Source organism: Synechococcus sp. JA-2-3B'a(2-13), from assembly GCF_000013225.1.
Lineage (GTDB): Bacteria > Cyanobacteriota > Cyanobacteriia > Thermostichales > Thermostichaceae > Thermostichus.
In genome coordinates, this window is record NC_007776.1 from 1369352 (window position 1) to 1393269 (window position 23918).

The following is a 23918-nucleotide window of genomic DNA, read 5'->3' on the forward strand; positions in this document are numbered from 1 at the left end:
TTCTCCCTCAACCCATCCGTACATGGATACCAAGGGATCCGTCCCACCAGACCCTACCCGTCACTGTATCCGGCCCGCGGGGGTGAGGCAAATGGCCTCTGGCCCGCCGACGCCAAAGCTTGCTTCACCTGGGCTTCCAGCTCGGCCAGGGATCCGGAGTTGTCCAGCACCACGTCTGCACGGCGCACTTTTTCCGCCAAAGGCCACTGGCTGGCAATGCGAGCTTCGATTTCTTCCGGCGTCAGGGGATCCCGGCGGGCAAGGCGTTGCCGCTGCTGCTCTGGGGTGCAAGTCACCACCCAAATCTCGCTGGCCCAATTTTCCATGTGGGCTTCAAACAGCAACGGGATCATCAGACAAACGGTTTGGGATCCCTGCCCAGAAGAAAATCCTACCCCGCTACGCTTTTGGGAGGCAGGCTCTTCCTCAAGCGGCACCCCATGGACTTTAGAGCTCTGCTCCGCCAACGCGGACAGAAAATCTTGCAGTTGAGCTCTAACGAAAGGGTGGATTTGGGCCTCTAGCCAAGCCCGCTCAGCGGCATCTGCAAACACGATCTGGCCCAACCGCCGGCGATCCAGATCCCCGGAGGGTGTTTGGATGACCTTCCCATAGCGTTCCAGTACCCGCTCGCGAATGGGGGATCCCACCGCCAAGGCCTGGCGGGCCATTTGATCTGCATCGGCTACTGGGATCCCGTGCTGCTCCAGGATGCGGGCCACCGTGGATTTGCCCGTGCCCACTCCGCCCGTCAGGCCGATGATCCTCATCGAGCTGTAGGCCATAGTCAAGAAGAGGCCGCTGGTGCGGCCATTGCCGTTTGCGCTACTCGGACGGAGTCGTTAGAACGGTGCTCTGCAGAAGCGGGCAAGGGGGAGCTGGGCGGCAGCAGGCTGTACTCCAAGCCCTCCACCAAGGCCCGACAGGAGGCTTCGATGATGTTGGTGGAAACCCCCACCGTTGTCCAACGGCGGTGACCGTCGCTAAACTCCACCAGCACGCGCGTTTTGGCCGAGGTGCCGGCTCGCCCATCCAAAATGCGCACCTTGTAATCAGACAGGTGAATCGCCTCCAGTTGGGGATAGAACTCCAGCAGCGCCTTGCGCAACGCCCCATCCAGAGCGGCCACCGGCCCATTGCCTTCCGCCGCCGTCACCCGAGTCTGCCCCTGCACCGCGATTTTCACCGCCGCCAACGATTGCACATCCGTTGCCTCGCCACTGGGATCCCAGTCTTTGCTGTTCCAATCGGAGCGGGTGGTGGTCGTCACGTTGAAGCTGAGCACTTCAAACGGATGCGAGCGCTGACCCAACAACCCCCTCACCAACAGCTCAAAGCTGGCCTCAGCCGCCTCAAACTGATAGCCCTGCAGCTCCAAAGTTTTCAGCCGCTCCAAAATCAAGCGCGCCTGTGGATCCGACTTGTCCAGCCGGATCCCGAATCCGGCCATTTTGTGGAGAATGTTGCTCAGCCCCGCCTGTTCTGAGACCACGATGCGGCGACAGTTGCCCACTTGCTCGGGGGCGATGTGCTCGTAGGTGAGAGGGTTTTTCTGAACGGCGCTGACGTGGATCCCACCCTTGTGGGCAAAGGCCGATAGGCCCACAAACGGCGCATGGTCATCCGGGGCCAAATTGACCACCTCGCTGATGGAGCGGGAGATCTCCGTCAGGTGTTGCAGCTTCTCTTGCGGCAGACAGCGATAGCCCAGCTTCAGTTGCAAGTTGGGAATGACGCTGCACAGGTCGGCATTGCCGCAGCGTTCCCCATAGCCGTTGATGGTGCCCTGCACCATGCGCGCCCCTGCCTGCACCGCCGCCAGGGCATTGGCCACAGCAGTGCCGGAGTCGTTGTGGGTGTGGATCCCTAGGGGCAAGTGCTGCAGGTGATGGGATTCTGCCAAGACAGCTGCCGTGATCGCCGCAATCTCGTGGGGCAGGGATCCGCCGTTGGTATCGCAGAGAACCAGCCACTCCGCCCCCGCCGCCGCCGCTGCCGCTAGGGTTTGCAGGGCATAGTCGGGGTTGTGGCGGTAGGCGTCGAACCAGTGCTCGGCATCGTAGATGACCCGCCGCCCCTGGGATCGCAGATAGGCAATGGTGTCGCGGATCATGGCCAGGTTTTCCTGCAGCGTGGTGCCCAGGCCCTCGGTGACGTGGAGATCCCAAGACTTGCCGAAGACGGTTATATAGCGGGTGCCCGCCGCCAAAATGGCCTGCAGCATGGGATCGTCTGCCGCCCGCCGCCCCGGCTTGCGGGTAGAACAAAAAGCCACCAGCTCGGCTTGCTCTAGGGGCTCTTCCCGCATCTGCCAGAAAAACTGCACATCCTTGGGATTGGCTCCTGGCCAGCCCCCTTCAATAAACGGGATCCCCAGCCGATCCAACAGCTTGGCAATCTGTAACTTGTCTTGCACCGACAACGATAGCCCCTCTCGCTGGGCCCCATCCCGCAGTGTGGTGTCGTAGAGAGTGATGGTGGCTGAGCAACCCAGATCAATCTTCATATCGCATCAGTTTCTTGTAAAAGGCGGTGGAGAAATCCGGCTGTTGTCCGCGCTGCACCAAAGAGACGACATCAATCAGATAATCCACAAACTCGTAGTTGGCAATGGAGAGCTGATAGGTGAGATCTGCATCCTGAGCAAAGATCACCTGAACCACCGTCAGATCCGAGGGCAACGGGGACATGTGCCAACTGGCCAAGAAGCGGACAGGCCCCTCTCCCTCGATGGCCCTCTGCCCTTCCAGGCTGGCTTTTTTGTAGAGGCCCACCGCGAGGGCTAGGTACTGTCGGCGGGCAACGGCGTAATAGGGCTGATAAACGGCCACTTCTGGCGGGCTGGCGGGTTCAAGTTGCAAAGCCATGGTGCGCTAGGAGAGGGGTACCGCTTTTTCTAAGTTTCATGAAGTTCTGCAAGATAGGTGGGATCCCTATAACCAAGTAGATATCTCTGCATTGGCTGTAGCAAGTGTCGCCGGAAAAAGCTGTGAGGTCAATTGCGGCAGAGAACCCAGAAAAAATTATAAGGGGCCACTGCAACCCATCTTATTCAGCGTATCGCGAAGCGGTGCGGTTCCCGGTAGGGTGCCGGAGGCATAGCACCATCGCGACAGCAGGTCAGCGGACTACGGATAGATTGCCCAATTGTCTACTTTTCCTTGAGGGATCCCGCATCCCATGCTGGGGAGAAGCGTTGGAAAGTCGGGGATCTCTGGGAAAGAATAGAAAGAGGGGGGATCCCTGCCCCTGATAGCAACCGGCTTTTCTCCTGCCGGCGGTGGCGAGACGGTGCCCTTGCTTGGTTCTCCAAACGTTTGGCATCTCCTGGCTTCATGAACACAACCCAAGACCCAACCGCCTCTCGTCTCGACCTTCTCCCCCCGGGAGAGGGAGGAACAACGGCCAACCTCCTGCTGGAGTGGGATCCCGTCCTGCAGCGCAAGTTCCAGCAGCTTGTCCAGATCTTCGCCGAGATGGAGCAGGTCTTGGTGGCCTACTCTGGGGGGGTTGATAGCAGCCTGGTGGCCAAGTTGGCCTGCGATCAGCTGGGGGAGCGGGCCCTGGCTGTCACCGCTGCTTCTCCTTCGCTGCTGCCCGAAGATTTGGAAGAAGCAATTCAGCAGGCTCGGCAAATCGGGATCCGCCATCAGATCGTCGAAACCCACGAGCTGGAGGATCCGAGCTACGCTGCCAACCCTGTTAACCGGTGTTACTTCTGCAAAAGTCACTTGCACGATACCTTGCGCCTGTTGGCCCAAGCCCAGGGATATAACCATGTGGTGGATGGTCTCAATGCCGACGATCTGGCCGATTACCGACCGGGGACACAGGCAGCTCGGGAGCGCGGCGTGCGTTCCCCTTTGGCGGAGGTGGGGATGAGCAAGCTGGAGGTGCGGCAATTGTCTCGCCACCTGGGGCTGTCTTGGTGGGATAAACCGGCCCAACCCTGCCTCAGCTCTCGCTTTCCCTACGGGGAGGCAATCACCCCTGAGAAGCTGCGTCGGGTGGGAGCGGCGGAGCGCTACTTGCGCAGCTTGGGTTGGCGGCAGGTCAGGGTGCGCTCGGAGAAGGACACCGCCCGCATCGAACTTCCTCCGGATCAGATCGTGGAGTTTGTGCAGAAAACCAATCTGGAAGCGCTGGTCAAGGCCCTGCAATCCTTCGGCTATCTCTATGTCAGTCTCGATTTGGAGGGCTACCGCAGCGGCAAGCTCAACCGAGTCCTCAACCTTTCCCAGTTGGCCACAAGCTAGCGGGCTGGGGAAGCCGTAGGGGATCTGTGTTGAAGTTTTGCGCCGGGTGATTATGAGAGGGTTGCGGTTGCTCTGGCTCTGCTTGGGGGTGCTGGGGTTGGCAGTTGCCGGCCCTACTGCGGCTCAGGTGGAGTCCCAGAAGAAGGGGGGCGCTCAGCCCATGGATACGACTGACCTCAGCGCCGTTGCCGACCGAACGTTACGGCTGCGTTCTGACCGGCAAACCTTCGATCAACGGGCGGAAGTCTTCCAAGCAGAAGGCAATGTGGAGATGCGGCTGGGCCGCTCTGTGTTGCGGGCGGATCGCCTGCGCATTGAACTGCGACAGCGGCGGGCTGTGGCCGAGGGCAATGTTTCTATTCAACTGGATCGGCAGCGCATTCAGGGATCCCGGCTGGAGTACGACTTTGAGCAAGAGCGGGGATTTTTGGAAGAGGCCTTCGGGCAGGTGGATATTGGCCAGTTGCAGGCCAGTGGATCCCCGGCAGCCGCCCTCTCTCCGCAGCGGCTGGTGCGCTTTCGTGCCGTTCGCATCCGCTTCGATGCCACCACCTGGGAAGGAGAACAGGTGCGGCTGACCAACGACCCGCTGGATCCGCCGGAGTTGGAGATTCGTAGCCCACGGGTGACCTCCACTCTTCAGGCAGATGGTTCCAGCCTGCTGATTGCCGAGGCCGGCCAACTGGCCTTCGACCAGGTCTTGTTTCTGCCTCTGCCCATTCGGTTGCGCTTCGACTCATTAAACCGTCAGCCTCCGGTCAGCATCTTCTACGACGATTTCGACCGAGAAGAATTGCGACGGGGCCTGATCCTGCAACCCAACTTCGAGCTGCTGCGGGATCCCAACGTGAGCTTGGTGCTCTCCCCGCAACTGTATCCACAACGTCTTTGGGGCAGTGAGCAGGGCCTTTTGGATGGGATCGGGCTGCGGGCCGATTTTCGTTGGCGGCAACCGGAAGCCAACGCTCAAACCTCGCTGTTTGCCGAGCTGCGGGGGATCGTCTTCCAGGAGTTTGCTCAGCGCTTGCGAGCCCAGGTCGAACACCGCATCACCACCGGCGATGGCGGAGAAGTCGCCTACACCTACGCCTATCGGGAACGCTTCTTCAGCGGTCGCCTGGGGTTTCAAATTGTGGAAAACCGCCTCGGTGCCAGCTACCGCTCACCCACCCTCCGCCTGGGCAATACCGGCTTGGATCTCAGCTACCGCATAGCCGCCGACTACATTGATGCCTTGGGGCAGCCGGATGAAATCGACACGGATCCGGAGTTGGCCTTAGCCAACACCACCGACCGCATTCAGCTCTCCCGCCTGCAACTGGGGGCAACCTTGAATCGCTCCTTTCCCCTCTGGAGCCCTCCCAAGACGGCGGCGGATCCCCCACCCCGCTTTTCCGCTCTGCCCATCGAGCAAGGGATCTGGCTCAGCACCGGTGTGAGCAGCAGCCAGTCTTTTTACTCTAATGGCCGAGCCCAGAGCTATACTGCCGGCAGTATTGGCATTGATGCGGTGATTGGGGCTTTTGTGGCCGATACCTTCGACTACACCAACCTGAGGGTGACCTACTCCAACGGTTTTCTGGCCGGAGCCTCGCCATTTTTGTTTGACCGCATCACCACGCGGGAACAGCTCGTCCTGGGCTTTTTGCAACAACTGTACGGCCCGCTGCGGGTAGGGGCAGAGACAACGGTAGATTTGCAGTCGGGCCAGCAGGTGGATGTCGTCTATCGCCTGGGCTACGACCGCCGCACCTATGGCTTTAGCCTGCAGTACAATCCGGTGCGCCAGTCGGGGGCTCTGGAGCTGCGGGTGGAGGGCCTGAACTGGGATCCCGGCCAATCCTCGCCGCAGCCGACGACCGGATCGAGGATCCAAGAGCCCTGATCCCCAAACTCCAAGGGAACGGAAAAATGTAATCCTGACTACTACTCTGTGGAGATTTTCTATGAGAAATTGTCCCATATTGGGGAAAAATCCTAATTCAAATCTTCCTCGAATTGCAGAACCCTCTTGGAAATCGAAACAGTAAGGTAAAATACAGAAGTTATTTTTTCCAGGATTGATTTCTGCCAGTTGGGATCGCCGTATCGCAGACTACCGCAGTGATCCCCAGGCGGTGTTAGGGTAGATGATAGGCTGAGCAAAGTGGGCTGGTGATCTGAACAATGCAAACACTCGATGCAATCCCCGATAAAAAACGAGCAGAGCGAATAACCTGTAGCTACATCAATGCGACCAGCTCCATTCAGGTGGTTCGCATCACGAATATCGAAAACTGGTACTTTGAGCGGGTGGTCTTTCCAGGCCAGCGGCTGCTGTTTGAGGCGGTGCCTGGAGCCAAACTGGAGATTCACACGGGTATGATGGCCAGCTCTATTCTGGCGGATACCATCCCCTGTGAAAAGCTGCGCGTTCGAGAAACGGAGCCGGTGACCGTAGGCGCCTAAATCCCCAGAGGCCAGCGGTGCGGACTAGGTTTCGCGGCCTTGTTGCCTTCTCTCCTCACTCTCTGGGCTGGGGGAAGGCTGAGGCGAGGGGCTGGCGGAGCGGCGCGGCTTCGGGGGTAGTGGGATCTCCAGGAAACGGGCGCTCAATCTCACCAGGCTGGTCTCTTGGGGCGGCCAAGGGATCCCCAACCAACGGGCCGTGAGCTCCAGCAAGCTGGGGGGTGGTGTCGGCGTAGGAGTTGGCGTGGGTGGTGGGGTGGGGTACAGATCTAGGCGCGGTGGCCGTGGGGTGCTAACCCGAAAAGCATCGGGGGGCGGTTGGGTCAGAGGTACATTCGGATCCCCGCATCCCAGCAAGCCCAGTCCGCCGGCAAGCAACAGGCCGTACAATTTTCGAGTGCCTCTACTGCCCATGAATACGCTGCTGGACACCTCCAACAGGGTATCATCGGGATCCCAAGGCTCTGAGCTGGGCTTGCAAATCTTCCTCCAGCACAGATAGCTGGCGAGCCAAGGTCACGTAGCGGTTGGCGGTCAGGTTTTTGGCGGTAAATTGCTCCAACAGTTGCTGATCCCGGGCAACCATTTGGTTGAGATACTGAGCCACAGAGGCTTGTGGATCCTCGATCAAAGCTCGGCACACCTGTAGGGCCATCACCAGTTGGGCCCGCACTTGTAAAAACAGCGATTGGATGTACTTCTGCTCGGCCTCGCTGAGTTGCCGAAAATCCCGCCAATGCTGCCCCCCCTGCAGGGATTGTTGGAGCTCGTTGACCCAGTGGTTGTAGTCTTTTACTTTGCGGGCCAGATCGGTGGCAAACTTCATCATCTCAGGGGTGCTGTTGAGCAGGTGGGCTTCCTGCCAACGCTGGCGGATGCGATGCAGGCTTTTTCCCAAGCGCAAGTTGGCTCTCAGGATCCCCAACAGGAGCAGCAGTAGGATCCCGGCAGCCGCGGCATAGGGCACCCAAGAGCCGGGATCCCGCATCCCCAAGAAGATGACCAAGGCTATTGCTATCAAACCAAAGGCCAGCATGCCCCAGGAGCGTAGCCGCTGTTGCTGCAGACGCAGGTACTCCGCCCGCAAATCAAAGGCCTCGCAGCAAGCGTCCAGATCGGCGGCCATGAGCTGGCGAAACTCGTCCACAGAGATCGGTTCCACACTAATCATCGAGGGCACCCTTAACGCAAGTGGATCGAGGCCAAACGACATCAAGACCTGCCCTGCCAATCACGGGCAGCTTCCGTACTTTCTTGTAGAGGCTCCAGCGTTTCGCTGGCCGGAACCACCATCAACCCATACCCTCCGCTGCGGCAAAAATCGACGATCTCCTGCGTGTCAAAGCGTTCTGCCAAGGGCTTGGGCAGTCCCTGTTGAGCCAACCGCTGCGCATATTTTCTTGCCGCAAACGAGCTCTCGAAAGCAATGACGATATCTTGACCCCCAACCTGGCGCGTACAGATCCCCTCCTGCCCATTGGCTTGGTAAAGCAGCACAATCACCTGGGGGGGCAAGTCCTCTGGGCTGACCCAAGACAAACCCTTCTCAGCCTGGGATCCCCCGCTAAGCAATACATCCCGCGCCTCATTCAGCCGCGCCAGTTGCGCCTCTAGCAAGGGTCTTTGTCGCTCGTCCTCCAGTTCTGCGAGGGCAGTACTGAGGGTTTGGTATTCCTGAAACAGTCGCCCCCGGATCTGCCGCTCGGTTGCGTCCGGCGGAAGGTTGAGAATCTCAAGGGCTTCGGCGGTGTTCATCATGGGCTCTGATTTATTCAAAATCATTGCCTAGACTAGCTGCTTTGAGAGTCTCTGGAGAGAAATTCTCCTATGATCGTGGCTGCCCGCTTTCTCGGCCAGAAGAGAGGGTGGACTCACCGTTCGCGCCAGCGGGCCGGAGGCCTTGTGCGGCGATGATGACTTCCATCTTGGGGCTGCTCAGCAGGGGAATTGACCTGGGGTTGGTCAGATAAAGAGGGAAGGGGAAAGCCCAACTCAAAAGCCTCTCGTGCCAGCAAAGCCAGCAGAGATGGATTCAACTGGGCGCGTTTCACCCGCTCCTTGAGGCGATTCCACAGGTGTGCTCGGTGGATGCGTTCCAACTCTTGTCGCTGTTCACGTATCATGTTGTTCCCACCTCTCTTGTATCAATCCTAACTAAGCAACAGGGGAGCTGGTGTCAGGGAACTTTGATGGATTTTAGGAGATGGGATCCTCATTTTCTCCGAGTTGACCCGCCGGGATCCCTGGGGTTGCCAGCAGGGAACACCATTCACATCTGTAATTTCTTGTGTTGCAGCAAGCCCGTCTTCGGAATGTACAAGGGCGGGATCCGACAGTTTTTCTAGGGACATTTTGGGATCCCTGCTCGCCTTAGAGGTCTTCCACACAGGGAACTGCGGCCTTGACGGGGCCAGCTCGCCCCAATCTATCCAAAAAATGCTGCAGGAGCTGAAAACCGGGTGGGTTGAGGCTGTAGTAAATCCAGCGCCCCTGCTGGCGAGCATTGACCAATTTCGCATCCCGCAGGGTTTTTAGGTGAAACGAGAGCTTGGATTGGCTCACCTTCAGCTCCTCGCAGAGATCACAAACACACAACTCACGCCCCTGCAGCAGTTGCAGCACGCGCAGGCGAATCGGGTCAGAGAGGGCGTGGAATCCCTCCCGCACCTGCTCATCTGTCAAATTCCCCTCTACCTCAACCAGGAACGAAACCATCATTCAACCAGGGTAGCAGGAGTTTTGCGCTGCGGCTGCTGATGGATTCGATGGCAGGGGAAAGGCGCGACAATCAACCAGTTTGGCAGCATCTCACTCGAAGGCAAGCAAATACAGACCTTCCGATTCAGAAGGGATCAGTTGATACGGATCTTTCTGATTGGCCTGTTCACAGAGATTGGCAAAAGACTGCAAACCTTCCAAGCGTTCCGTGAGTTCGCTGAGGGTATCGAGGTACTCCGCCAAGCCCGCTTGAGTCAGGTACCAAGATTTGTCCAGCTCTCGGAAATAGGTCATGTAAACTACCCGACCCTGACTGCTTCGCAGTACAGGGCAGGCTTAAGGCCTCCGGCCCGCTGGCGCGAACGGTAGCCCTGTAGTTGGCAAGCCAACCACGTTCGCGAAGCGAGCCGTAGGCTTGACCTCTAGGCTGGTTTACAGCAGCCCCCAAAAGCGCAATCACATTTGCACCGTTAAAATCAGCATCCCCTTCCCAACCACAATGCCCGCACTTAAATCCCTTCCCATCCCGGTACGACTTACCAGAGTCGGGATGAATGGGCAAGCATTTGTGGCAAGTCTGTGAGGTATAGGCCGGTGGTACAGTTACCACTTTCTTCACAAGCTCTCCACAGTTTCGCTGAAATCAATCACTGGGATCCGTTATGCGAGAGACACAGTTGCACCGGCTATGGCTGGTGTTGCTGGAAAAAGCTGCTTTGAATCATCTGTTGAAAAGCCTGGGCTGCTCGCGAAGTGTGCAGAACCCTCGCGAGAGCATCTACAAACGGCTCATCAATCTTTTGCCAAGACGGAGACGTTAATCCCGACACAGGGATCCAATACGAGCTTGGCAGGTGGCGATTTCTTGGGGGGTGAGGTTGTCCCAATTGACGTCGCGGCGCAGCACCAAGCCATTGTGCCCAGTGATGAAACGGGGCAGCTCTGCTTGGTCGATCACGCTCAGATCCCGCATGTGATAGGTAGTGTAATAGGTAACATCTGGGCTCTCGAAATCCACGTCGATAAGGGTGAGGGTCTTGCGGGGGGGCAGAGGGCTGCCCAAGAGAGGACGAGGGCCAGAGCCGAGAATGCCGCAGTGAAGCAGTTGCAGTTGCCCTTTGTGGCCAGGGTAGTAGCCGTGGTCGTGGCCGCTGATGTAGGTGTGGACGCGGTACTTCTCCAGCAGAGCCCGTTTGGCATCCGCCTCCAGCAGCACTTCTCCCGGATCGTCGCGCCCGACAGTGATGGCGTAGAGGGGCAGATGGCCGATGACAATGCGCAACTTGGCCTTCTGAGCCCGTTCGCTGGCCAGAGCCGCTTCCGCCCAGGCCATTTGTTCGGGCGGGATGTAATTGCAGGTGGCATCCCAGACTAGGTAAAACACATCGTCTTTTTCAAAGGTGTAGTAGAAGGGAAAGTCCCCCCGATCCACAAAGTTCAAACCTGGGTCGTGGGCCGGATCGTTCCAAAACTCGCGGGCCAGATCCCGTTCTTTTTGAAAGAGAAAGCCGCCCCGGGTGGTGCGGGCACAGGAAGCATCGTGGTTGCCCAGCGTGAAGCCATAGGGGAGTTTGGCCGCACGGATTGGGCCGGCCACATGCCGGTCGAAGGCTGCCCACATGGCCCGGATGCGCTCCTCCGAGAGGCGGGGATCCTGACCGGCCACCATATCTCCTCCTCCCAAAACAATATCCGGCTGAAGATAGGGGATGAGGCCGATGCCCCGATCCACCTCTGGGTCGTATTCCACCGAGCCGTAGATGCCGTTCATGTCACTGATGACCAAGAGGCGCAGATCTCGGCGGGGGGGGATGTAGAGGCCATGGGGGGCATCTGGATGGGGGACGACGGTGGGGGTGGGCTGGGGGGTAGGAGAGGGGAGAGCGGCTCTAGGGGATCCCATCCCTGGGGCTAGATGAGAGGGCTGCTGCCGACTGGCCCAATAGGCTCCTGCCAATCCACTGCTGCTGGCCAACCCCAACAAACCCAGAATTACCTTGCGCCGCTGCATGATCTTTGCCCCCAACACTCCAGCGGTATTGTAGAAAATCAAAAGGCTGATGTTGGGCTCTTCCATCTGCGCACGGCCTGGACTCGGCTCGAAGATGGCTATGCGCGGCAGCTCTTGTAGAGTTCGGGGTGTTTTTTGAACAACTGTTGACGCACAAATGCTACCTTGGTAGAGATGAGCAACTACCTATCTCAGACTCGGTATGACTTGAGGTTTTCCATGCCTCGCCCCTTGGATTCTTTGGAAGCTGCTTTGGAACGGTGCCGGGAGTGCAATCTGCGTTTGAGCCGACAGCGCCGTTATATCCTGGAGCTGCTGTGGCAGTGTGGCGAGCACCTCTCCGCCCGCGAGATTTACGATCGCCTAAATCAGCAGGGCAAACCGATTGGCCACACGTCCGTTTATCAAAACCTGGAAGCTTTGGCCAGCCACAACATTGTCGAGTGCTTGGATCGTGCCGATGGGCGCCGCTACGGCAACCGCACCCATCCCCACAGCCACGTGAACTGTCTGGATAGCAACCGCATCTTGGATGTGGACGTGGAGCTGCCGCCTGAACTGCTGGCCCAAGTGGAGCAACAAACGGGCACCCGCATCCAAAGTTACCGCATTGAGTTTTTTGGGGTGGAAAAGCCTGCGGAGCCCCAGCGGTAACCTTGGCAAAGGGATCCCTGCTGCCCTGAGCAAAAGTTGGGCAAAGGTCAGTAAGCTCGATTTTGGCCTTTGCCGATTTGCGACTGGATTTGCTCGAGAGAACTGGCAGGGGCCAGGCATTTGTTGCCCCAGCACACCAGCCCTAGAGCTCCTTCCGGCAGAGGTTCGGCTTCGGTGGGGAGAGCAAAGACGGTGGTGGGCCAAGATCGTTGCTGAAAGGCGGGAATGGAATCGGCCTCCAGGGTGACTTTCACCCAATTGCTGTACCAATCCAGTCCGGCAAAAAGGCTGGGGCAGGTGCGCGGCTGGGTGCTCATGATGTGGGCAAAGGTTTTCAAGGCCTGCTCTGCCCGCTCCAGGTAGTCCAGATCTCCAGTGAGGGCGGCAAGGCGCACCAGGTTGGCAATGGCCACCCCATTGGCTGCAGGGGTAGCGTTGTCCTGGAACTCCTTCTCTCGCACCAACAGCTCAGGGGCACTCTGGGCATCGCTGACAAAGTATCCCCCCCTGGCCGGATCCCACAGTTGCGCATCCATCTCCTGCTGGAGCTGGAGGGCAGCCTGCAACCAGTCTTGAGGGGTGGGATCCCCCACCAGAGGCAGGCAGGCTTGCTGCAAGTCCAACAGGGCCTTGATCAGCAGGGCGTAATCTTCCGATTTGGCGGGCACCTGAGCTGTGCCATCGTAGTTCAGGCGCAACAGGGATCCGGTCTCAGGGTGGCGCTGCTGGCTGAGGATGAATTGGGCAGCCCGCAGAGCGAATTGCAGATAGTCTGCGTTGCCGAACACTTGATAGGCCCGCGCCAGGCCGGAGATCATCAAGGCGTTCCAAGAGACGATCATCTTGGTGTCGGTGACAGGTGGGATTCGCCCTGGCCAGGATTGCAGACGGGCCGATTGGGCATCCACTGCCGGAGGGAAGGGAACTCGTCGATCCGCAGAGCCATAGCGTGCCTGAAACAGATGGGTGGTCAAGGCGGCTTCAACTTCTGGCGGCAACGCTCCTCCCTGTTGGCGCTGCAAGACGATGCAGCCGGGCCGATCGGGGAAGTTGCCCCCCGGCGATAGGTCAAACGCCTGCTGCAAGGCGCGGAAGGTTTCTTCCCCCAAGAGCTCCTGCAGCTCCTGCCAGCGCCAGACGTAGAACTCTCCCTCCTCTGGCTCTCGATCTTCTGCCCGGGCAAAGCTGTCGGCATCTTGAGCGGCGTAGAAATACCCGGCAGGGGCGGTCATCTCTCGCGCCACCCACTCCACCGTCAGCCGCACCGCCCGCTCGATGGCCGGATCTTGGATACCGTGCGCCCACAGATCGGAGAGAAACTCTAGGATCTGCCCGTTGTCGTAGAGCATCTTTTCAAAGTGGGGCACCGTCCAGGTGGGATCCACGGTGTAGCGGTGAAATCCTCCGGCCACATGGTCGAAGATCCCTCCCAGCACCAAGGCCATGCCTCGCTCTTTGGCCCGTTCCAGAGCGCTCATGGAGCCGGGGATCCCTTCCGGTGGGTCGAAGCGGGCCGAACGCAATACCAACTGAGCGTAGGGCATCATGGGAAATTGCTGCACCGCCCCGGCATTGGAGAGCAAAGGCTGGATCTTGGGGATCCCAGAGCGCAGCAGGTCGGCGGGAATGTGGTCTTCCGGCACTAAGTCGCTGAGGGTGGTCAGAGCCGTCAAAATCTGGCCTTTCATCTCCTCTATTTTTTCCTTTTCCTGCCGGTAAAACTGCAGGATGCGCTGCAGCAAGGCCAGAAACCCCGGGCGGCCAAAGCGGGGCTCTACGGGAAAATAGGTGCCGGCGTAAAAGGGCACCAGGTCATCGGGCGTGAGGAAAACATTGAGGGGCCACCCCCCCTGCCCGCTCATGAGCTGCAACGCCTGCATGTAGATGCTGTCGAGATCCGGCCGCTCCTCGCGATCCACCTTGATGGGCAAAAAATGGGCATTGAGGAAAGCGGCGATCTCCGGGTTGGAAAAAGCCTCGCCCTCCATGACCGTACACCAGTGGCAACTGGAATAGCCGATGGACAGAAAAATCGGCCTATCCTCGGCCCGGGCTTTCTCCAGAGCTTCTGGGATCCAAGGCCACCAGTCCACCGGGTTCTCGGCGTGCTTGCGCAAATAAAGGCTGGAACTTGTGGCGAGGCGATTGGCCATGAGTACACCCTCTCACCCTTTTTGCTTTTCAGGCTAGCGCGTCCTCCTCCCAAGGCAGAGCCAACCCACTGTTGTTCAAGATACACTCACCCAGGATCCCTGTCGGTCAAGCCTGCTCCTGCTCGGCAGCCGGGATCAAAAACTCCAGAGGGCGCCCGTGCAAGACCAAGGTGGTGCTGGGGTTTTCCACAAAGCCGATCCGCTCGTAAAAGCCGCGCTGATGGGTTGTGAACAGGTAGATGCGCTCCACCGACTGCAGGTGGGGATGGCTGATCAGGGTTTCCACCAACTTGCGCCCAATGCCCTGACGTCGGTAGTCGTGATCGACCACGATATCCCAGAGGACGGCCCGGTAAACCCCATCGGAAGTGGCGCGGCCAAAGCCAATCAGGCGTTCCCCATCCCAGGCGCTGACCACCGGATGGCTGTGGGCAACGGCCCGCTCCATCTCCTCCCGCCGGCGATTCTGCGCCCAAAAGGCGTTGCGGTTCAACAGCAGGAGAAGCTGATCCAGATCCAGCTCGCCCCGCTCCAGAGAGAAGCGAATGTTGCGGTTGTCCACCGGCTGACGAGAGAGGGCAATGACAGGCTCAGGAGAGGGATCGGGCATGAAGCGGCCTTTGCAGTGGCGAGGGTTGACAATGGGGAAGGTCAGCAAAACACTTGGGCGTAAACTACCCGACCCTGACTGCTTCGCAGTACAGGGCGGGCTTTCGGTAGCCCTGCAGTTGGCAAGCCAACCACGGACCTCTAGGCTGGTTTACAGCAGCCCCCAAAAGCGCAATCACATTCGCACCATTCAAATCCGCATCCCCTTCCCATCCACAGTGTCCACACTTAAACTTCTTTCCACTGCGATAGGATTGCGTAGGATCGGGATGGATGTGCAAACACCGGTGGCAGGTCTGCGACGTGTAGGCAGGCGGAACCAGCACCACAGGTACTCCGGCAATGGCAGCCTTGTAGACCACGAACATCCTAAGCTGGTAGAATGCCCAGTTATTGGTTCTGCGGCGCTCAGCTTTGCTGCGTGGCTGTTGATTGACCCTTTCCCGGATCCCTGTCAAGTCTTCCAGAGCAATAGCGCTGTTTGTCGCCTTTGCCCTAGAGACAATAGCTTTGGAGATGCGATGATTGACCCACGCCTGAAAGCGCCTCTCCTTGCCAGACAGCCGTTGCAACAGTTGACGGCATCTGCGCCGCGAACTGCGGGTGCCCTTACTGGCTTTGCGTTGGAGTGCCGCCCTCAACCGGGAGTAGTGGTCTCGGACTTTGTTCAACTGCTGTCCATTCCAGTTATCCCCCTCTGACGTATGGGCAATATCTGTCCTTCCCAAGTCCACCCCCAGCACTCTGCCCGTGCGTTGCGGTGGGGATGGCTCCGCTTCCACACAGATCTGAATAGAGTAGGAACCGTCTTTACGCTTGACCAGAGTGGCGGATTTGGGGTTGGAGCCTGCCAACTGTTCTCTCTGGTAGCGGCCAATCGCCAGCTCAAAGCGCTCCCGACCCTCCACCGTGGTCAGCGACACCGTCCAGTCTTTCTCGCGAAACGAAAAGATACGGGCATCGTAGGTCGCAAAGCCTCTCTTGAACGCTTTGACCGGACGGTTTTTCTGTCGGGCAACTTTACGGGCACCGGCCAGCCGTCTGCAGACCTGCTGGGCCAGATTACTGGACAAGCCAAACCGAGCGCGAATCTGGTAATAGCAAAGGGACTGGAGTTTGACTGCGTTGACTACTTTTTCTGGTGTGTTTTGGTTGACCCAGTTCAACGCCTGCACAAAGGCATCCATTGTCGCATCCAACTTTGCGGCTTGCGACTGGGACACCTTGAGCTTGCAGGGGACGGTCAGGACTTGGGTCATGGTTCTACCATAACTTCCGCATTCCTCCCGACACTGACCCTACGGGTACAGTGCGGGGCTCCTGCGATTTCTAGCTGACAAACTGAGGCTAGCTGGCCGAGGCATTGTCGGCGGCTGGCCCCGCCTGCTCTAGGGCATAGGCTTTGAAGCGCTCCAGATCTGCCTGGATGGTGCTCTCCACCACTTTGCCCACAAACAGGCCATCCAAGATTTTGCCGAGGATCCCCGGGATCTTGTAGGCCACCGACAGCTTCACAATGGTACTGCCTTTGCGGTCGTAAAAGCGCAGCGCGCCCCGATTGGGCAGCCCCTCCACCGAACTCCAGCCGATGTGTTGGTGTTTCACCACCGTGTGGGTGCGGGAGATCCAACTGAAGGTGAGGCCGCGGGTATCCAGTGTCCACCGGGATAGCTCCTGATCCAGCAATTCCACCGAGCGGATCCACTTCATCCAACGGGGCATGAGGGTGAGGTTGGCCCACAAATCCCATACCTGCTCAATGGGAACAGGCACCTCCACCTGACAGGTATGCTCTAGCCAATCTGACTCTGACATAGGGCCTCCCACGCAACACCCGGCAGAAACACAAACCATCCAGGGGCTTGGCCACAACGCCTCGGGACGGGATCCCTGCCTTTACAAAATTTTATATCGACTTAAGATAGCATTATCGGCCTGATGAAAGTTTGGGGCTCTGCGCTTTTTGGCAGCCCGATTTCTTTTGCCGGCAAGTTGCGGCTGCCCCCCGTGAGGGCAACGCAGAAGGCAGGTATCATGATTGCCATCTGCAAGCTTCACTTGCAAGGGTTCGATGCATCCACTCGGTTGACTCGACGGGACGACCTCACCATGGTTTCACAATGGAAACAGCATCTGAAGAACTACTTCGTGGCGGGGTTGCTGGTGGTGATCCCTCTGGCAACTACCATTTGGCTGACGGTGGAGGTGGCCACCTGGAGCATTGGCTTTCTGACCAGCATTCCGAAGCAGTTCAATCCCATCCAGGGTTTGCACCCGATCTTGATCAACCTCATCGATCTGGCGGTGGGCCTGTTGACGCCGATTGTGCTCATCCTGTTGATTGGCTTCATGGCCCGCAACATTGTCGGCCAGTGGCTGCTCAATCTCAGCGAACAGTTGCTCCATGCGATTCCGGTGGCGGGGCTGGTGTACAAGACCTTGAAGCAATTGGTCAGTGTTTTGTTTGCCCCCAACAATCAGCGCTTTCGGCGGGTGGTGTTGGTGGAATATCCCCGACCAGGAGCTTGGGCGCTGGCCTTTGTGACGGGCACCATTCAAACTCCCATTCGGCCCGATGGGCCGCAGCGCTCCCTTGGCCTGTTTGTGCCCACCACCCCCAATCCAACGACGGGCTGGTACGCCATTGTGCCGGAAGACCAGGTGGTGGAAGTGTTCATGCCGGTGGAAGATGCTTTTAAGATGCTCATTTCCGGCGGCATTGTCACCCCTGAGAGTTTTGAAGCGGGGCTGCAGCGGCGAGAAGGAGCTTTGGCCGTGACCATGCCCAGTTTGCGGGAGCTGGTGGAGCAGGAGCGGGTGGCAGGATCCCCCAGGGCTGACTCGGTGGGCTCTGAGGTAGGTTTTGAGACTGAAGGGATCCCTTAATCCTGCTTTCCTGTCCCTGCAGAAGGGCCGGGCTGCCAGAGCTGGTATTCTTTGGCCTGTTCCAAGCGCACATAAAAAGGCCGCATTTGCCGATCCAATGCCTCCACTTGCTCGGAGGGAAAGGCCTTCCAGTCAGCACGGCTGGCCCAGCGGAGGATGAGGTGGACAAGTTCGGGATCCTCTTGATCCAGCCAAACTTCTTTGCCCAGAAAACCCGGATGCCGGCGCAGGGCGGATCCCCAAACCCGCTCGTCTTGCTCAAGAAAGGCTGCTTGCCCACCGGGAGGAACCCGGAAGCAGAGATGTTCGATGGCGATAGGGCCGGGCGGGCTGGGGCAGGTCGACATAGGAGCAGAGGCGGCAAAGTTAAAGATGGGCCCTCTCAAGACTCCAGGGGGGAAGCAGTCAATCGTTGCAGGGTGGGAATGAAGTCGGGGTAGGAGATGCGGGCACAGTCGGCTCCCCTGAGGAGGGTGGATCCCTGCGCTCCTAGAGCTGCCACCATCAGGCTCATGGCGATGCGGTGATCCTCGTGGCTGTCGACCTCGGCCCCGTGAAGAGGGATCCCTCCTTTGATTTCCAGGCCATCGGGATATTCGGCGACCTGGGCTCCCATGCGGCTCAACTCTTGGGCCATGGCTGACAGGCGGTCGCTTTCTTTCACCCGCAGCTCTGCGGCATCGCGAATCACCGTGATCCCTTCGGCAAAGGCAGCCGCCACCGCCAAAACTGGGATCTCGTCGATCAAGGTGGGGATGAGATCGCCGGCGATGGTGCAGCCGCGCAAGCGGGCCGAACGCACCCGCAGATCTCCCAGGGGCTCACCGGCCATTTCCCGGAGGTTCTCAATTTGGATGTCAGCCCCCATCTCCTGCAACACCCGTAGTGCACCGGTACGGGTGGGGTTGAGGCCCACATCCCTTAGCAGCAATTCGCTCTCGGGCACAATGGAGACGGCCACCAGCCAAAAGGCTGCCGAGCTGATATCCCCCGGCACCTGAACTCTCTGGCCCACCAGGCGGGATCCCCCCACCACGGCCACGGTTTTTGTTTCCGGATCCACCTGAATGTTGGCCCCGAAGGCCCGCAACATCCGTTCCGAGTGATCCCGAGAGAGAGCCGGCTCGGTGACTTGGGTGGTGCCTTCCGCCAGCAGACCCGCCAGCAAGAGGCAGGATTTTACCTGCGCTGAAGCCACCGGGGAGCGGTAGTGAATGCCCTTGAGGGATCCCCCTTGTACGGCCAAAGGTGCCAACGTCCCACCGGCCCGTCCCCAAATGCTGGCCCCCATCTGCCGCAGCGGTTCTACCACCCGCCCCATGGGCCGCGAGCGCAGGGAGCGATCGCCGGTGACGGCAAAAAAGCGCCCGGCCTGGCCAGCCAGGATCCCCAGCATCAGTCGCAGGGTGGTGCCGGAGTTGCCGGCATCCAACACGTCTGCCGGTTCTTGCAGCTGGCCCAGGCCAACTCCCCGAATGCGAACACACTCGCTGTTGAGCTCCGAAATATCTGCCCCCAGCGCCCGAAAGCAGGCTGCCGTACTGCGGGGATCCTCTCCCAGCAACAGCCCTTGGATGGTGGTTTCTCCTTCGGCCAGGGATCCCAGCATCAGGGCGCGGTGGGAAATGGATTTGTCGCCGGGGATGCTCACTTGGCCGCGCAGGCCCTTGGCCGGCGAGAGGGTCAAGATATCAGTAGCAGAAGAGTGAGTCAACACAGCAACTCTGATGGCAGACTGGGCAAAAGCGGCAGCAGTCTCATCTTACTCAGAGCGGGACTCGCGCCCCAGAGATTTTGCCAGGGATCCCAAGACAGCCTGTCTTTTGACGGCCACCCCTCTTTTCTCAGAGGATCACCTTAACAACATGGATTCCTCGGTCGGGGCCTGGCCTCGGCCTTTTTTTTTTGCAGATACTGAACTTTGTAGCAGCAGAAATAGAACCCCCGCAGACCGTGCTTGGCAAGGTGTATCAACACGATTCCGTTTTGACCGAGGAGGTGATGGCCTACCTGCAACCCCAGGGGGGCGGTATTTTTTTGGATGTGACGTTGGGAGGGGGTGGGCACAGCTTGGCGCTGCTGCGGGGGGGAGCTGCCCGAGTGGTGGGGTTGGATCGGGATCCGGCGGCTCTACAGGCGGCGCAAGCGCGTTTTGCAGCAGAAGGGATCCCCGGCAGCCGCATCCAACTGTGGCACCTCAATTTTGCCGATTTCGATCTGCAGCAGCACGGCTTTCGGGATGAGCAGGGGCAGGGGATCCCCTTCGATGGCATCGTGGCCGACTTGGGGGTGAGTTCGCCGCAACTGGACTGCCCTGAGCGGGGATTTAGCTTTCGCGGAGAGGGGCCGCTGGATATGCGCATGGATCCCAGTGCCGCTCAGGAAACCGCTGCCGATTGGGTTAATCATCGCCCGGTCGAAGAGTTGATCGAGATTTTCACCCGTTACGGCGAAGAGCGATTTGCCCGCCGCATTGCCCATCACATCGAGCAGGCTCGTCCCCTCGCCACAACTACCCAGTTGGCCCAGGTGGTTTGGCAGGCGGTACCTCCGGCAGCTCGGCGAGGCCGCATCCACCCGGCCACTCGGGTCTTTCAGGCGTTGCGCATTGCCGTGAACCGAGAACTGGAGGCTTTAGAAACCTTGCTGGCCCAAGCCCCCACTTGGTTGAAACCCGGCGGCAGGTTGGCCGTGATCAGCTTCCATAGCCTTGAAGATCGCTTGGTGAAATGGGCCTTCCGCAGGGATCCCCGTTGGCAGGTGCTCACCCCCAAGCCCTTGTCCCCTTCCGAACTGGAACGGCAACGCAATCCACGGGCCCGCTCTGCCAAACTGCGAGTGGCTGCCCGCAGCAGTCAGATGTAGGTTTAGGTTGGTTCTCCCGCTCTCAAGAGATCGGCTACTGTGAAGCGGACAGCTGTCCTGCTGAGGCCGGGAATCGGGAGAAGGGGGTTGCTGTTGGGGGGCGCGGGGAACTAGGGTGAAGCGGAACCGGCAGTCCTGCACCGTCGGATCCCTTGGTGTGTGTGAGGTTAAGCCCTATGGTTAGCCAGCCTTTGAACGCAGGTCTTGATCGTCCCAAAAGCCCTCGTCGCCACAGACAGCCTTCTGCTCTGAGCCGACCCCTCTCCGGTACAGTTCAAGCCAGCCGCACCCAGCCTTTGGATTTGAAGTTGAAATCAGCCCATCCTCGCAGCCAACATTCGGCTTGGGCAGAACACCTAGCTTGGTGGAAGCAGATCTCCACAGGGATGGCTATCCTCTCTGGGGTTTCAGTGTTAAGCCTTTACAGTTGGACTGTGCATACCCAAAGCCGGTGGAGCCAGCGTTACCAGGTGTGGCAGCAGATGCAGCGCAACGAACGACAGTTTCTGCTGACTCAAGAATCCATTGCCAATTCTCTGCGGGAAATCGCCGACCGCTCCGAAATGGTGCCGCTGGTACCGGATCGGATGATCGAGGTGCCAATTGCCTCTCCCAGCCAAGTTGAGCCGGATCCAGCCCACCAGGCAACGGCTTTGCCGGAAAGAGCGCTCCGCGCCGCTCACGCGACCGAAAAAGCCCCTCTTTTCTATCCGGTTGGGTACTAGTCCAACAGATCCAGTCGATGGCGGCTAGGCCAGCGTCTCTATCTTGCTCTCCCAAAAGCCCTGGGTCTTGTGAAGTCTCGGTGTATCTCTGTTCTCTAAAAGGCTAAGGGATCCCTGGGCCTCAGGATCTGGAATAGTAGTGGGCTACTCTTTAACCGCTTACAAAGCAAAGAAGAAGTCTGGCCCAGGTTTTCTAAGTTGGTGGGATGTGGCCCATCCAAAGCCCTGGGATTGCCGTTGGGATCCTGTTCACCCCTGGAGATGACATCCCCCCTGGCAGGATAGGAACTCCAGAGCAGGGGATGTATGATGCCTAGCACGGCTTTTTCGGAGCAATCGCAGAGAAAGCTGTACCGACAGGTTGTCCTGGGGATCAGCCAGGGCATGTAAAGGGGAAAGTCCGGTGCAAATCCGGCGCTGTGCCGCAACTGTGATGGGCTTAGGCTAGACCTATGCCCTCAGTCAGGATGCCCGCCTGCGGTTTTGGCTCGCATTTCTTCCGCGTCGCACGGAATCAGGAGCTTCAAGAAAGAAAATGAATCCCATTCTAGGTCTCAGCCTGGCGCTGGGGGGTCTTGCTTTGGGGATCCCAGCGTGGGCGCAGCCGGCGGCCTCTTCACCTTCAGCTCAAGAGGTTTTGGAAACCGGTGTTAGCGCCGAGATTTTAAATCAACCCGTCACCACACCTTTTCGCCGTCCTGGTTTGCTGCGGGATTCTTCCCGCCCGGTTTACGTCATTACCCGCCAGCAAATTCGAGAGCAAGGGGCAAGAACGGTTCAGGAGGCCCTGCGCTACCTGCCCGGGATCCTCAGCGACGGCACGGCGGGAACCCAGTTGGGAGCCCTTAGCTCCCAGTTTATGCGGGGAGGACGAACGGCCCAGGTGTTGGTGCTCTTGGATGGCCGCCCCATTAACGACCTGGGCTTTTTTGGCGGGTTTGATTTGTCCCAGATCACTACAGATGTGGTCGAGCGTATTGAGATCTCTCCAGGTGGGGGCTCCACTTTGTACGGATCCGACGCGGTTGGCGGGGTCATGAACATCGTAACCCTGGAGCCAAAGCCGGGATCCGAGACCGTGCTGGAAGCGGCTATCGGCAGCTACGGCCTCAACGAGCAAGGGATCCAAAACCGCGGCCAAGCGCAGGATCTGGGCTGGGTGGTCAGCTATCGCCGTCTGCAGAGCAACAACGACTTTCCTTTTGAAATTAGGCGTTTGGGCAAAGCCGGCAGGCGGGAAAACTCGGCGGTGGAGTACCACAACCTACAAGCCAAGCTCACCTGGCAATTGGCAGAAGGCCAAGTCCTAACCGGAAATGCCCTTTATCTCAACAAAGCGTTTCAGGTGCCTGGCAGCACCGAGTTTCCCTCCCCCGATGCAGTGCAAAACACCAACGACCTGCTGTTAGATCTCAGTTGGCTGTGGGATCAAGAGAGGGGATCCCTGCAAGCCAGGGTATTTTTTGACGACCTCAACTATCGCTTCAGCGCCCCACAAAGCCAGGGATCCCGGGATGAGATCCTGCGAACGGGGTGGGGATCCCAACTGCAATACACCTGGAAGGCTGCTGAAAACCTGGAGCTTACTCTAGGAGCGGATTACCGATCCATTTCAGCTCGCAACACCACCTTCTCCTTTGCCAGGGGATCCACCAACGTCAACTATGACAATACTGTGAATCAGGGGGCATTCTTCGCCCGCCTGGATTACAGGCCACAGCCCAACTTTTATCTCAACTTAGGTGTTCGCCAAGATTCGAGCAATCTGGTCAACGGTTCGGCCACCTCTCCTGCCGCAGGGATCCGCTGGGTTTTGGCAGAAGGCACCACCCTGAGGGCCAATTATGCCGGCAGCTTTCGCACCCCCTTGATCTCAAACCTGTTCTTTCGGCTGCGCGGCTTTTTTGAAGTCGACGGCAACCCCAATTTGCGACCGGAGCGGGGAGAGAGTTTTGACATTGGCCTGGATCAGGCTTTGGGAGATTTTGGCCTACTGCGCTTGACCTTTGCCCATAACCGCATCCGCGATGGCATTACCTTTGTCAGCACTGGCCCGCGCAGGGGAACCTACGAAAACATTGAGCTCGTGGAATACACGGGCTTGGAAGCAGCCCTGGATTTGCGATTGGGGGAAAACTGGACTCTTTTTGCCAACTACACCCTGAACGATCCCATCATCCGCTCGGCGCTGGATCCCAAAGCGGTTGGCAAACAGCTAGCCTTCGTGGGAGCAGACAGCTTCAACCTGGGCCTGAGCTACCGCGATGCAGAGGATCGGTATGCCTCAGTTTTCCTGCATCACATTGGCACTTTCTTTACCAACAACGCCAATACCCAATCTCTGCCCGGCTACACCAACCTGGCTCTGCGGGGAGGGATCCCAGTAGCAGAAAATCTCGCTCTAGAAGTGGGGGTTGATAACCTGCTGGATGAGCAATATGAGGTTTTCCCCGGCTACCCCGGAGTGGGTCGCACCGTTCGGCTTAATTTAAGGGGCCAATTTTAGAGCGACTTGAGGCTGACTTTTAGCTGTCTAACTCACTGCTGAATCCTTGGCCAAGACATTGAGATCGTCTTTGCCTCTTCTCACACC

At 58.7% G+C, this 23918-nt stretch carries 24 protein-coding genes, 1 pseudogene and 1 riboswitch; of the genes and pseudogenes, 8 read left to right on the forward strand and 17 right to left on the reverse strand.

The features are described 5' to 3' along the window. Positions 1–53: 53 nt before the first annotated feature. From coaE to ebsA, 3 genes are read right to left on the reverse strand one after another with little or no spacing between them, the layout of a single operon-like run. Positions 54–770 (reverse strand): dephospho-CoA kinase, encoded by a 717-nt coding sequence (gene coaE, locus CYB_RS06210; protein WP_011432930.1) that lies wholly within the window; start codon positions 768–770, stop codon positions 54–56. A 17-nt stretch (positions 771–787) separates the two neighbouring features. Continuing rightward, the gene (cimA, locus tag CYB_RS06215) at positions 788–2506 is read right to left on the reverse strand and encodes a citramalate synthase (protein ID WP_011432931.1); all 1719 of its coding nucleotides are present in this window, start codon (positions 2504–2506) and stop codon (positions 788–790) included. Continuing rightward, entirely contained in the window at positions 2496–2867 is a 372-nt protein-coding gene (ebsA, locus tag CYB_RS06220) for a type IV pilus biogenesis protein EbsA (protein WP_011432932.1), read from the reverse strand. Before ebsA ends, cimA begins: the two co-directional genes overlap by 11 nt. Before the next feature lie 468 nt (positions 2868–3335). Here ebsA and larE point away from each other — a divergent pair, with 468 nt between their 5' ends. From larE to CYB_RS06235, 3 genes are all read left to right on the forward strand, one after another. Next, complete coding sequence (larE, locus tag CYB_RS06225; RefSeq protein WP_011432933.1) at positions 3336–4256, forward strand: ATP-dependent sacrificial sulfur transferase LarE; 921 nt, start codon at positions 3336–3338, stop codon at positions 4254–4256. 52 nt (positions 4257–4308) lie between these two features. Further along, complete coding sequence (locus CYB_RS06230; RefSeq protein WP_041436411.1) at positions 4309–6141, forward strand: DUF3769 domain-containing protein; 1833 nt, start codon at positions 4309–4311, stop codon at positions 6139–6141. Positions 6142–6422: 281 nt separating this feature from the next. Next, on the forward strand, positions 6423–6704 hold the full coding sequence (locus CYB_RS06235) for a DUF1830 domain-containing protein (protein ID WP_011432935.1): 282 nt from the start codon (positions 6423–6425) through the stop codon (positions 6702–6704). A gap of 24 nt (positions 6705–6728) precedes the next feature. Here CYB_RS06235 and CYB_RS14340 read toward each other — a convergent pair whose 3' ends face one another. From CYB_RS14340 to CYB_RS06265, 8 genes and pseudogenes are all read right to left on the reverse strand, one after another. Then, positions 6729–7118, reverse strand: coding sequence for a hypothetical protein (locus tag CYB_RS14340; RefSeq protein ID WP_011432936.1), 390 nt, complete (start codon positions 7116–7118; stop codon positions 6729–6731). A 31-nt stretch (positions 7119–7149) separates the two neighbouring features. After that, positions 7150–7875 (reverse strand): hypothetical protein, encoded by a 726-nt coding sequence (locus CYB_RS06240; RefSeq protein WP_011432937.1) that lies wholly within the window; start codon positions 7873–7875, stop codon positions 7150–7152. 41 nt (positions 7876–7916) lie between these two features. After that, positions 7917–8486 (reverse strand): DUF3110 domain-containing protein, encoded by a 570-nt coding sequence (locus CYB_RS14070; protein ID WP_011432938.1) that lies wholly within the window; start codon positions 8484–8486, stop codon positions 7917–7919. Positions 8487–8575: 89 nt separating this feature from the next. Further along, a complete protein-coding gene (locus tag CYB_RS06250) occupies positions 8576–8827 on the reverse strand; it encodes a hypothetical protein (RefSeq protein WP_011432939.1) in 252 nt (83 codons plus the stop codon). 247 nt (positions 8828–9074) lie between these two features. After that, a complete protein-coding gene (locus CYB_RS06255) occupies positions 9075–9419 on the reverse strand; it encodes an ArsR/SmtB family transcription factor (protein WP_011432940.1) in 345 nt (114 codons plus the stop codon). A 93-nt stretch (positions 9420–9512) separates the two neighbouring features. Next, positions 9513–9716 (reverse strand): hypothetical protein, encoded by a 204-nt coding sequence (locus CYB_RS15135; protein ID WP_041436413.1) that lies wholly within the window; start codon positions 9714–9716, stop codon positions 9513–9515. Between the two features lie 5 nt (positions 9717–9721). Continuing rightward, a pseudogene (locus CYB_RS14805) lies at positions 9722–10032 on the reverse strand (zinc ribbon domain-containing protein); the annotation flags it as partial. Positions 10033–10239: 207 nt separating this feature from the next. Then, the gene (locus tag CYB_RS06265) at positions 10240–11499 is read right to left on the reverse strand and encodes a metallophosphoesterase family protein (RefSeq protein ID WP_238376945.1); all 1260 of its coding nucleotides are present in this window, start codon (positions 11497–11499) and stop codon (positions 10240–10242) included. 153 nt (positions 11500–11652) lie between these two features. Here CYB_RS06265 and CYB_RS06270 point away from each other — a divergent pair, with 153 nt between their 5' ends. After that, positions 11653–12087, forward strand: a complete 435-nt coding sequence (locus CYB_RS06270; RefSeq protein WP_011432942.1) for a Fur family transcriptional regulator — start codon at positions 11653–11655, stop codon at positions 12085–12087. A gap of 47 nt (positions 12088–12134) precedes the next feature. Here the strand turns inward: CYB_RS06270 and CYB_RS06275 are convergent, their stop codons facing one another. The 4 genes from CYB_RS06275 to CYB_RS06290 all read right to left on the reverse strand — a co-directional run bounded on the left by CYB_RS06275 (position 12135) and on the right by CYB_RS06290 (position 16664). After that, entirely contained in the window at positions 12135–14240 is a 2106-nt protein-coding gene (locus CYB_RS06275) for a thioredoxin domain-containing protein (protein ID WP_011432943.1), read from the reverse strand. A 106-nt stretch (positions 14241–14346) separates the two neighbouring features. Then, positions 14347–14898: a GNAT family N-acetyltransferase gene (locus tag CYB_RS06280; protein ID WP_238376946.1), complete on the reverse strand. Its 552-nt coding sequence runs from the start codon at positions 14896–14898 to the stop codon at positions 14347–14349. 16 nt (positions 14899–14914) lie between these two features. Then, a complete protein-coding gene (locus CYB_RS06285) occupies positions 14915–16108 on the reverse strand; it encodes an RNA-guided endonuclease InsQ/TnpB family protein (RefSeq protein ID WP_011432945.1) in 1194 nt (397 codons plus the stop codon). 88 nt (positions 16109–16196) lie between these two features. Further along, positions 16197–16664, reverse strand: coding sequence for an SRPBCC family protein (locus CYB_RS06290; RefSeq protein WP_011432946.1), 468 nt, complete (start codon positions 16662–16664; stop codon positions 16197–16199). Between the two features lie 294 nt (positions 16665–16958). Between CYB_RS06290 and CYB_RS06295 the strand changes: the two genes are divergently transcribed. Beyond that, on the forward strand, positions 16959–17735 hold the full coding sequence (locus tag CYB_RS06295; protein WP_238376947.1) for a DUF502 domain-containing protein: 777 nt from the start codon (positions 16959–16961) through the stop codon (positions 17733–17735). Here CYB_RS06295 and CYB_RS06300 read toward each other — a convergent pair. Together CYB_RS06300 and aroA are read right to left on the reverse strand one after the other, a co-directional pair. Beyond that, positions 17732–18121: a TIGR03792 family protein gene (locus tag CYB_RS06300; RefSeq protein WP_238376948.1), complete on the reverse strand. Its 390-nt coding sequence runs from the start codon at positions 18119–18121 to the stop codon at positions 17732–17734. The two genes, CYB_RS06295 and CYB_RS06300, sit on opposite strands and share 4 nt — an antisense overlap. Continuing rightward, on the reverse strand, positions 18118–19452 hold the full coding sequence (aroA, locus tag CYB_RS06305) for a 3-phosphoshikimate 1-carboxyvinyltransferase (protein WP_041436416.1): 1335 nt from the start codon (positions 19450–19452) through the stop codon (positions 18118–18120). Before aroA ends, CYB_RS06300 begins: the two co-directional genes overlap by 4 nt. A gap of 236 nt (positions 19453–19688) precedes the next feature. Here aroA and rsmH point away from each other — a divergent pair, with 236 nt between their 5' ends. The 3 genes from rsmH (at position 19689) to CYB_RS06320 (ending at position 23831) form a co-directional block, all read left to right on the forward strand. Continuing rightward, the gene (gene rsmH / locus CYB_RS06310; protein WP_202943713.1) at positions 19689–20600 is read left to right on the forward strand and encodes a 16S rRNA (cytosine(1402)-N(4))-methyltransferase RsmH; all 912 of its coding nucleotides are present in this window, start codon (positions 19689–19691) and stop codon (positions 20598–20600) included. A 176-nt stretch (positions 20601–20776) separates the two neighbouring features. Further along, entirely contained in the window at positions 20777–21325 is a 549-nt protein-coding gene (locus tag CYB_RS06315) for a hypothetical protein (protein ID WP_011432951.1), read from the forward strand. 341 nt (positions 21326–21666) lie between these two features. Beyond that, positions 21667–21819, forward strand: a riboswitch (cobalamin riboswitch). 41 nt (positions 21820–21860) lie between these two features. Next, on the forward strand, positions 21861–23831 hold the full coding sequence (locus CYB_RS06320; protein WP_011432953.1) for a TonB-dependent receptor plug domain-containing protein: 1971 nt from the start codon (positions 21861–21863) through the stop codon (positions 23829–23831). Positions 23832–23918: the final 87 nt, after the last annotated feature.

Coding starts and splice junctions, on each gene's coding strand:
- coaE (WP_011432930.1), bottom strand. CDS start 770: ATGAGGATCATCGGCCTGACGGGCGGAGTGGGCACGGGCAAATCCACG.
- cimA (WP_011432931.1), bottom strand. CDS start 2,506: ATGAAGATTGATCTGGGTTGCTCAGCCACCATCACTCTCTACGACACC.
- ebsA (WP_011432932.1), bottom strand. CDS start 2,867: ATGGCTTTGCAACTTGAACCCGCCAGCCCGCCAGAAGTGGCCGTTTAT.
- larE (WP_011432933.1), top strand. CDS start 3,336: ATGAACACAACCCAAGACCCAACCGCCTCTCGTCTCGACCTTCTCCCC.
- CYB_RS06230 (WP_041436411.1), top strand. CDS start 4,309: ATGAGAGGGTTGCGGTTGCTCTGGCTCTGCTTGGGGGTGCTGGGGTTG.
- CYB_RS06235 (WP_011432935.1), top strand. CDS start 6,423: ATGCAAACACTCGATGCAATCCCCGATAAAAAACGAGCAGAGCGAATA.
- CYB_RS14340 (WP_011432936.1), bottom strand. CDS start 7,118: ATGGGCAGTAGAGGCACTCGAAAATTGTACGGCCTGTTGCTTGCCGGC.
- CYB_RS06240 (WP_011432937.1), bottom strand. CDS start 7,875: ATGATTAGTGTGGAACCGATCTCTGTGGACGAGTTTCGCCAGCTCATG.
- CYB_RS14070 (WP_011432938.1), bottom strand. CDS start 8,486: ATGATTTTGAATAAATCAGAGCCCATGATGAACACCGCCGAAGCCCTT.
- CYB_RS06250 (WP_011432939.1), bottom strand. CDS start 8,827: ATGATACGTGAACAGCGACAAGAGTTGGAACGCATCCACCGAGCACAC.
- CYB_RS06255 (WP_011432940.1), bottom strand. CDS start 9,419: ATGGTTTCGTTCCTGGTTGAGGTAGAGGGGAATTTGACAGATGAGCAG.
- CYB_RS15135 (WP_041436413.1), bottom strand. CDS start 9,716: ATGACCTATTTCCGAGAGCTGGACAAATCTTGGTACCTGACTCAAGCG.
- CYB_RS06265 (WP_238376945.1), bottom strand. CDS start 11,499: ATGGAAGAGCCCAACATCAGCCTTTTGATTTTCTACAATACCGCTGGA.
- CYB_RS06270 (WP_011432942.1), top strand. CDS start 11,653: ATGCCTCGCCCCTTGGATTCTTTGGAAGCTGCTTTGGAACGGTGCCGG.
- CYB_RS06275 (WP_011432943.1), bottom strand. CDS start 14,240: ATGGCCAATCGCCTCGCCACAAGTTCCAGCCTTTATTTGCGCAAGCAC.
- CYB_RS06285 (WP_011432945.1), bottom strand. CDS start 16,108: ATGACCCAAGTCCTGACCGTCCCCTGCAAGCTCAAGGTGTCCCAGTCG.
- CYB_RS06290 (WP_011432946.1), bottom strand. CDS start 16,664: ATGTCAGAGTCAGATTGGCTAGAGCATACCTGTCAGGTGGAGGTGCCT.
- CYB_RS06295 (WP_238376947.1), top strand. CDS start 16,959: ATGGTTTCACAATGGAAACAGCATCTGAAGAACTACTTCGTGGCGGGG.
- CYB_RS06315 (WP_011432951.1), top strand. CDS start 20,777: ATGGTTAGCCAGCCTTTGAACGCAGGTCTTGATCGTCCCAAAAGCCCT.
- CYB_RS06320 (WP_011432953.1), top strand. CDS start 21,861: ATGAATCCCATTCTAGGTCTCAGCCTGGCGCTGGGGGGTCTTGCTTTG.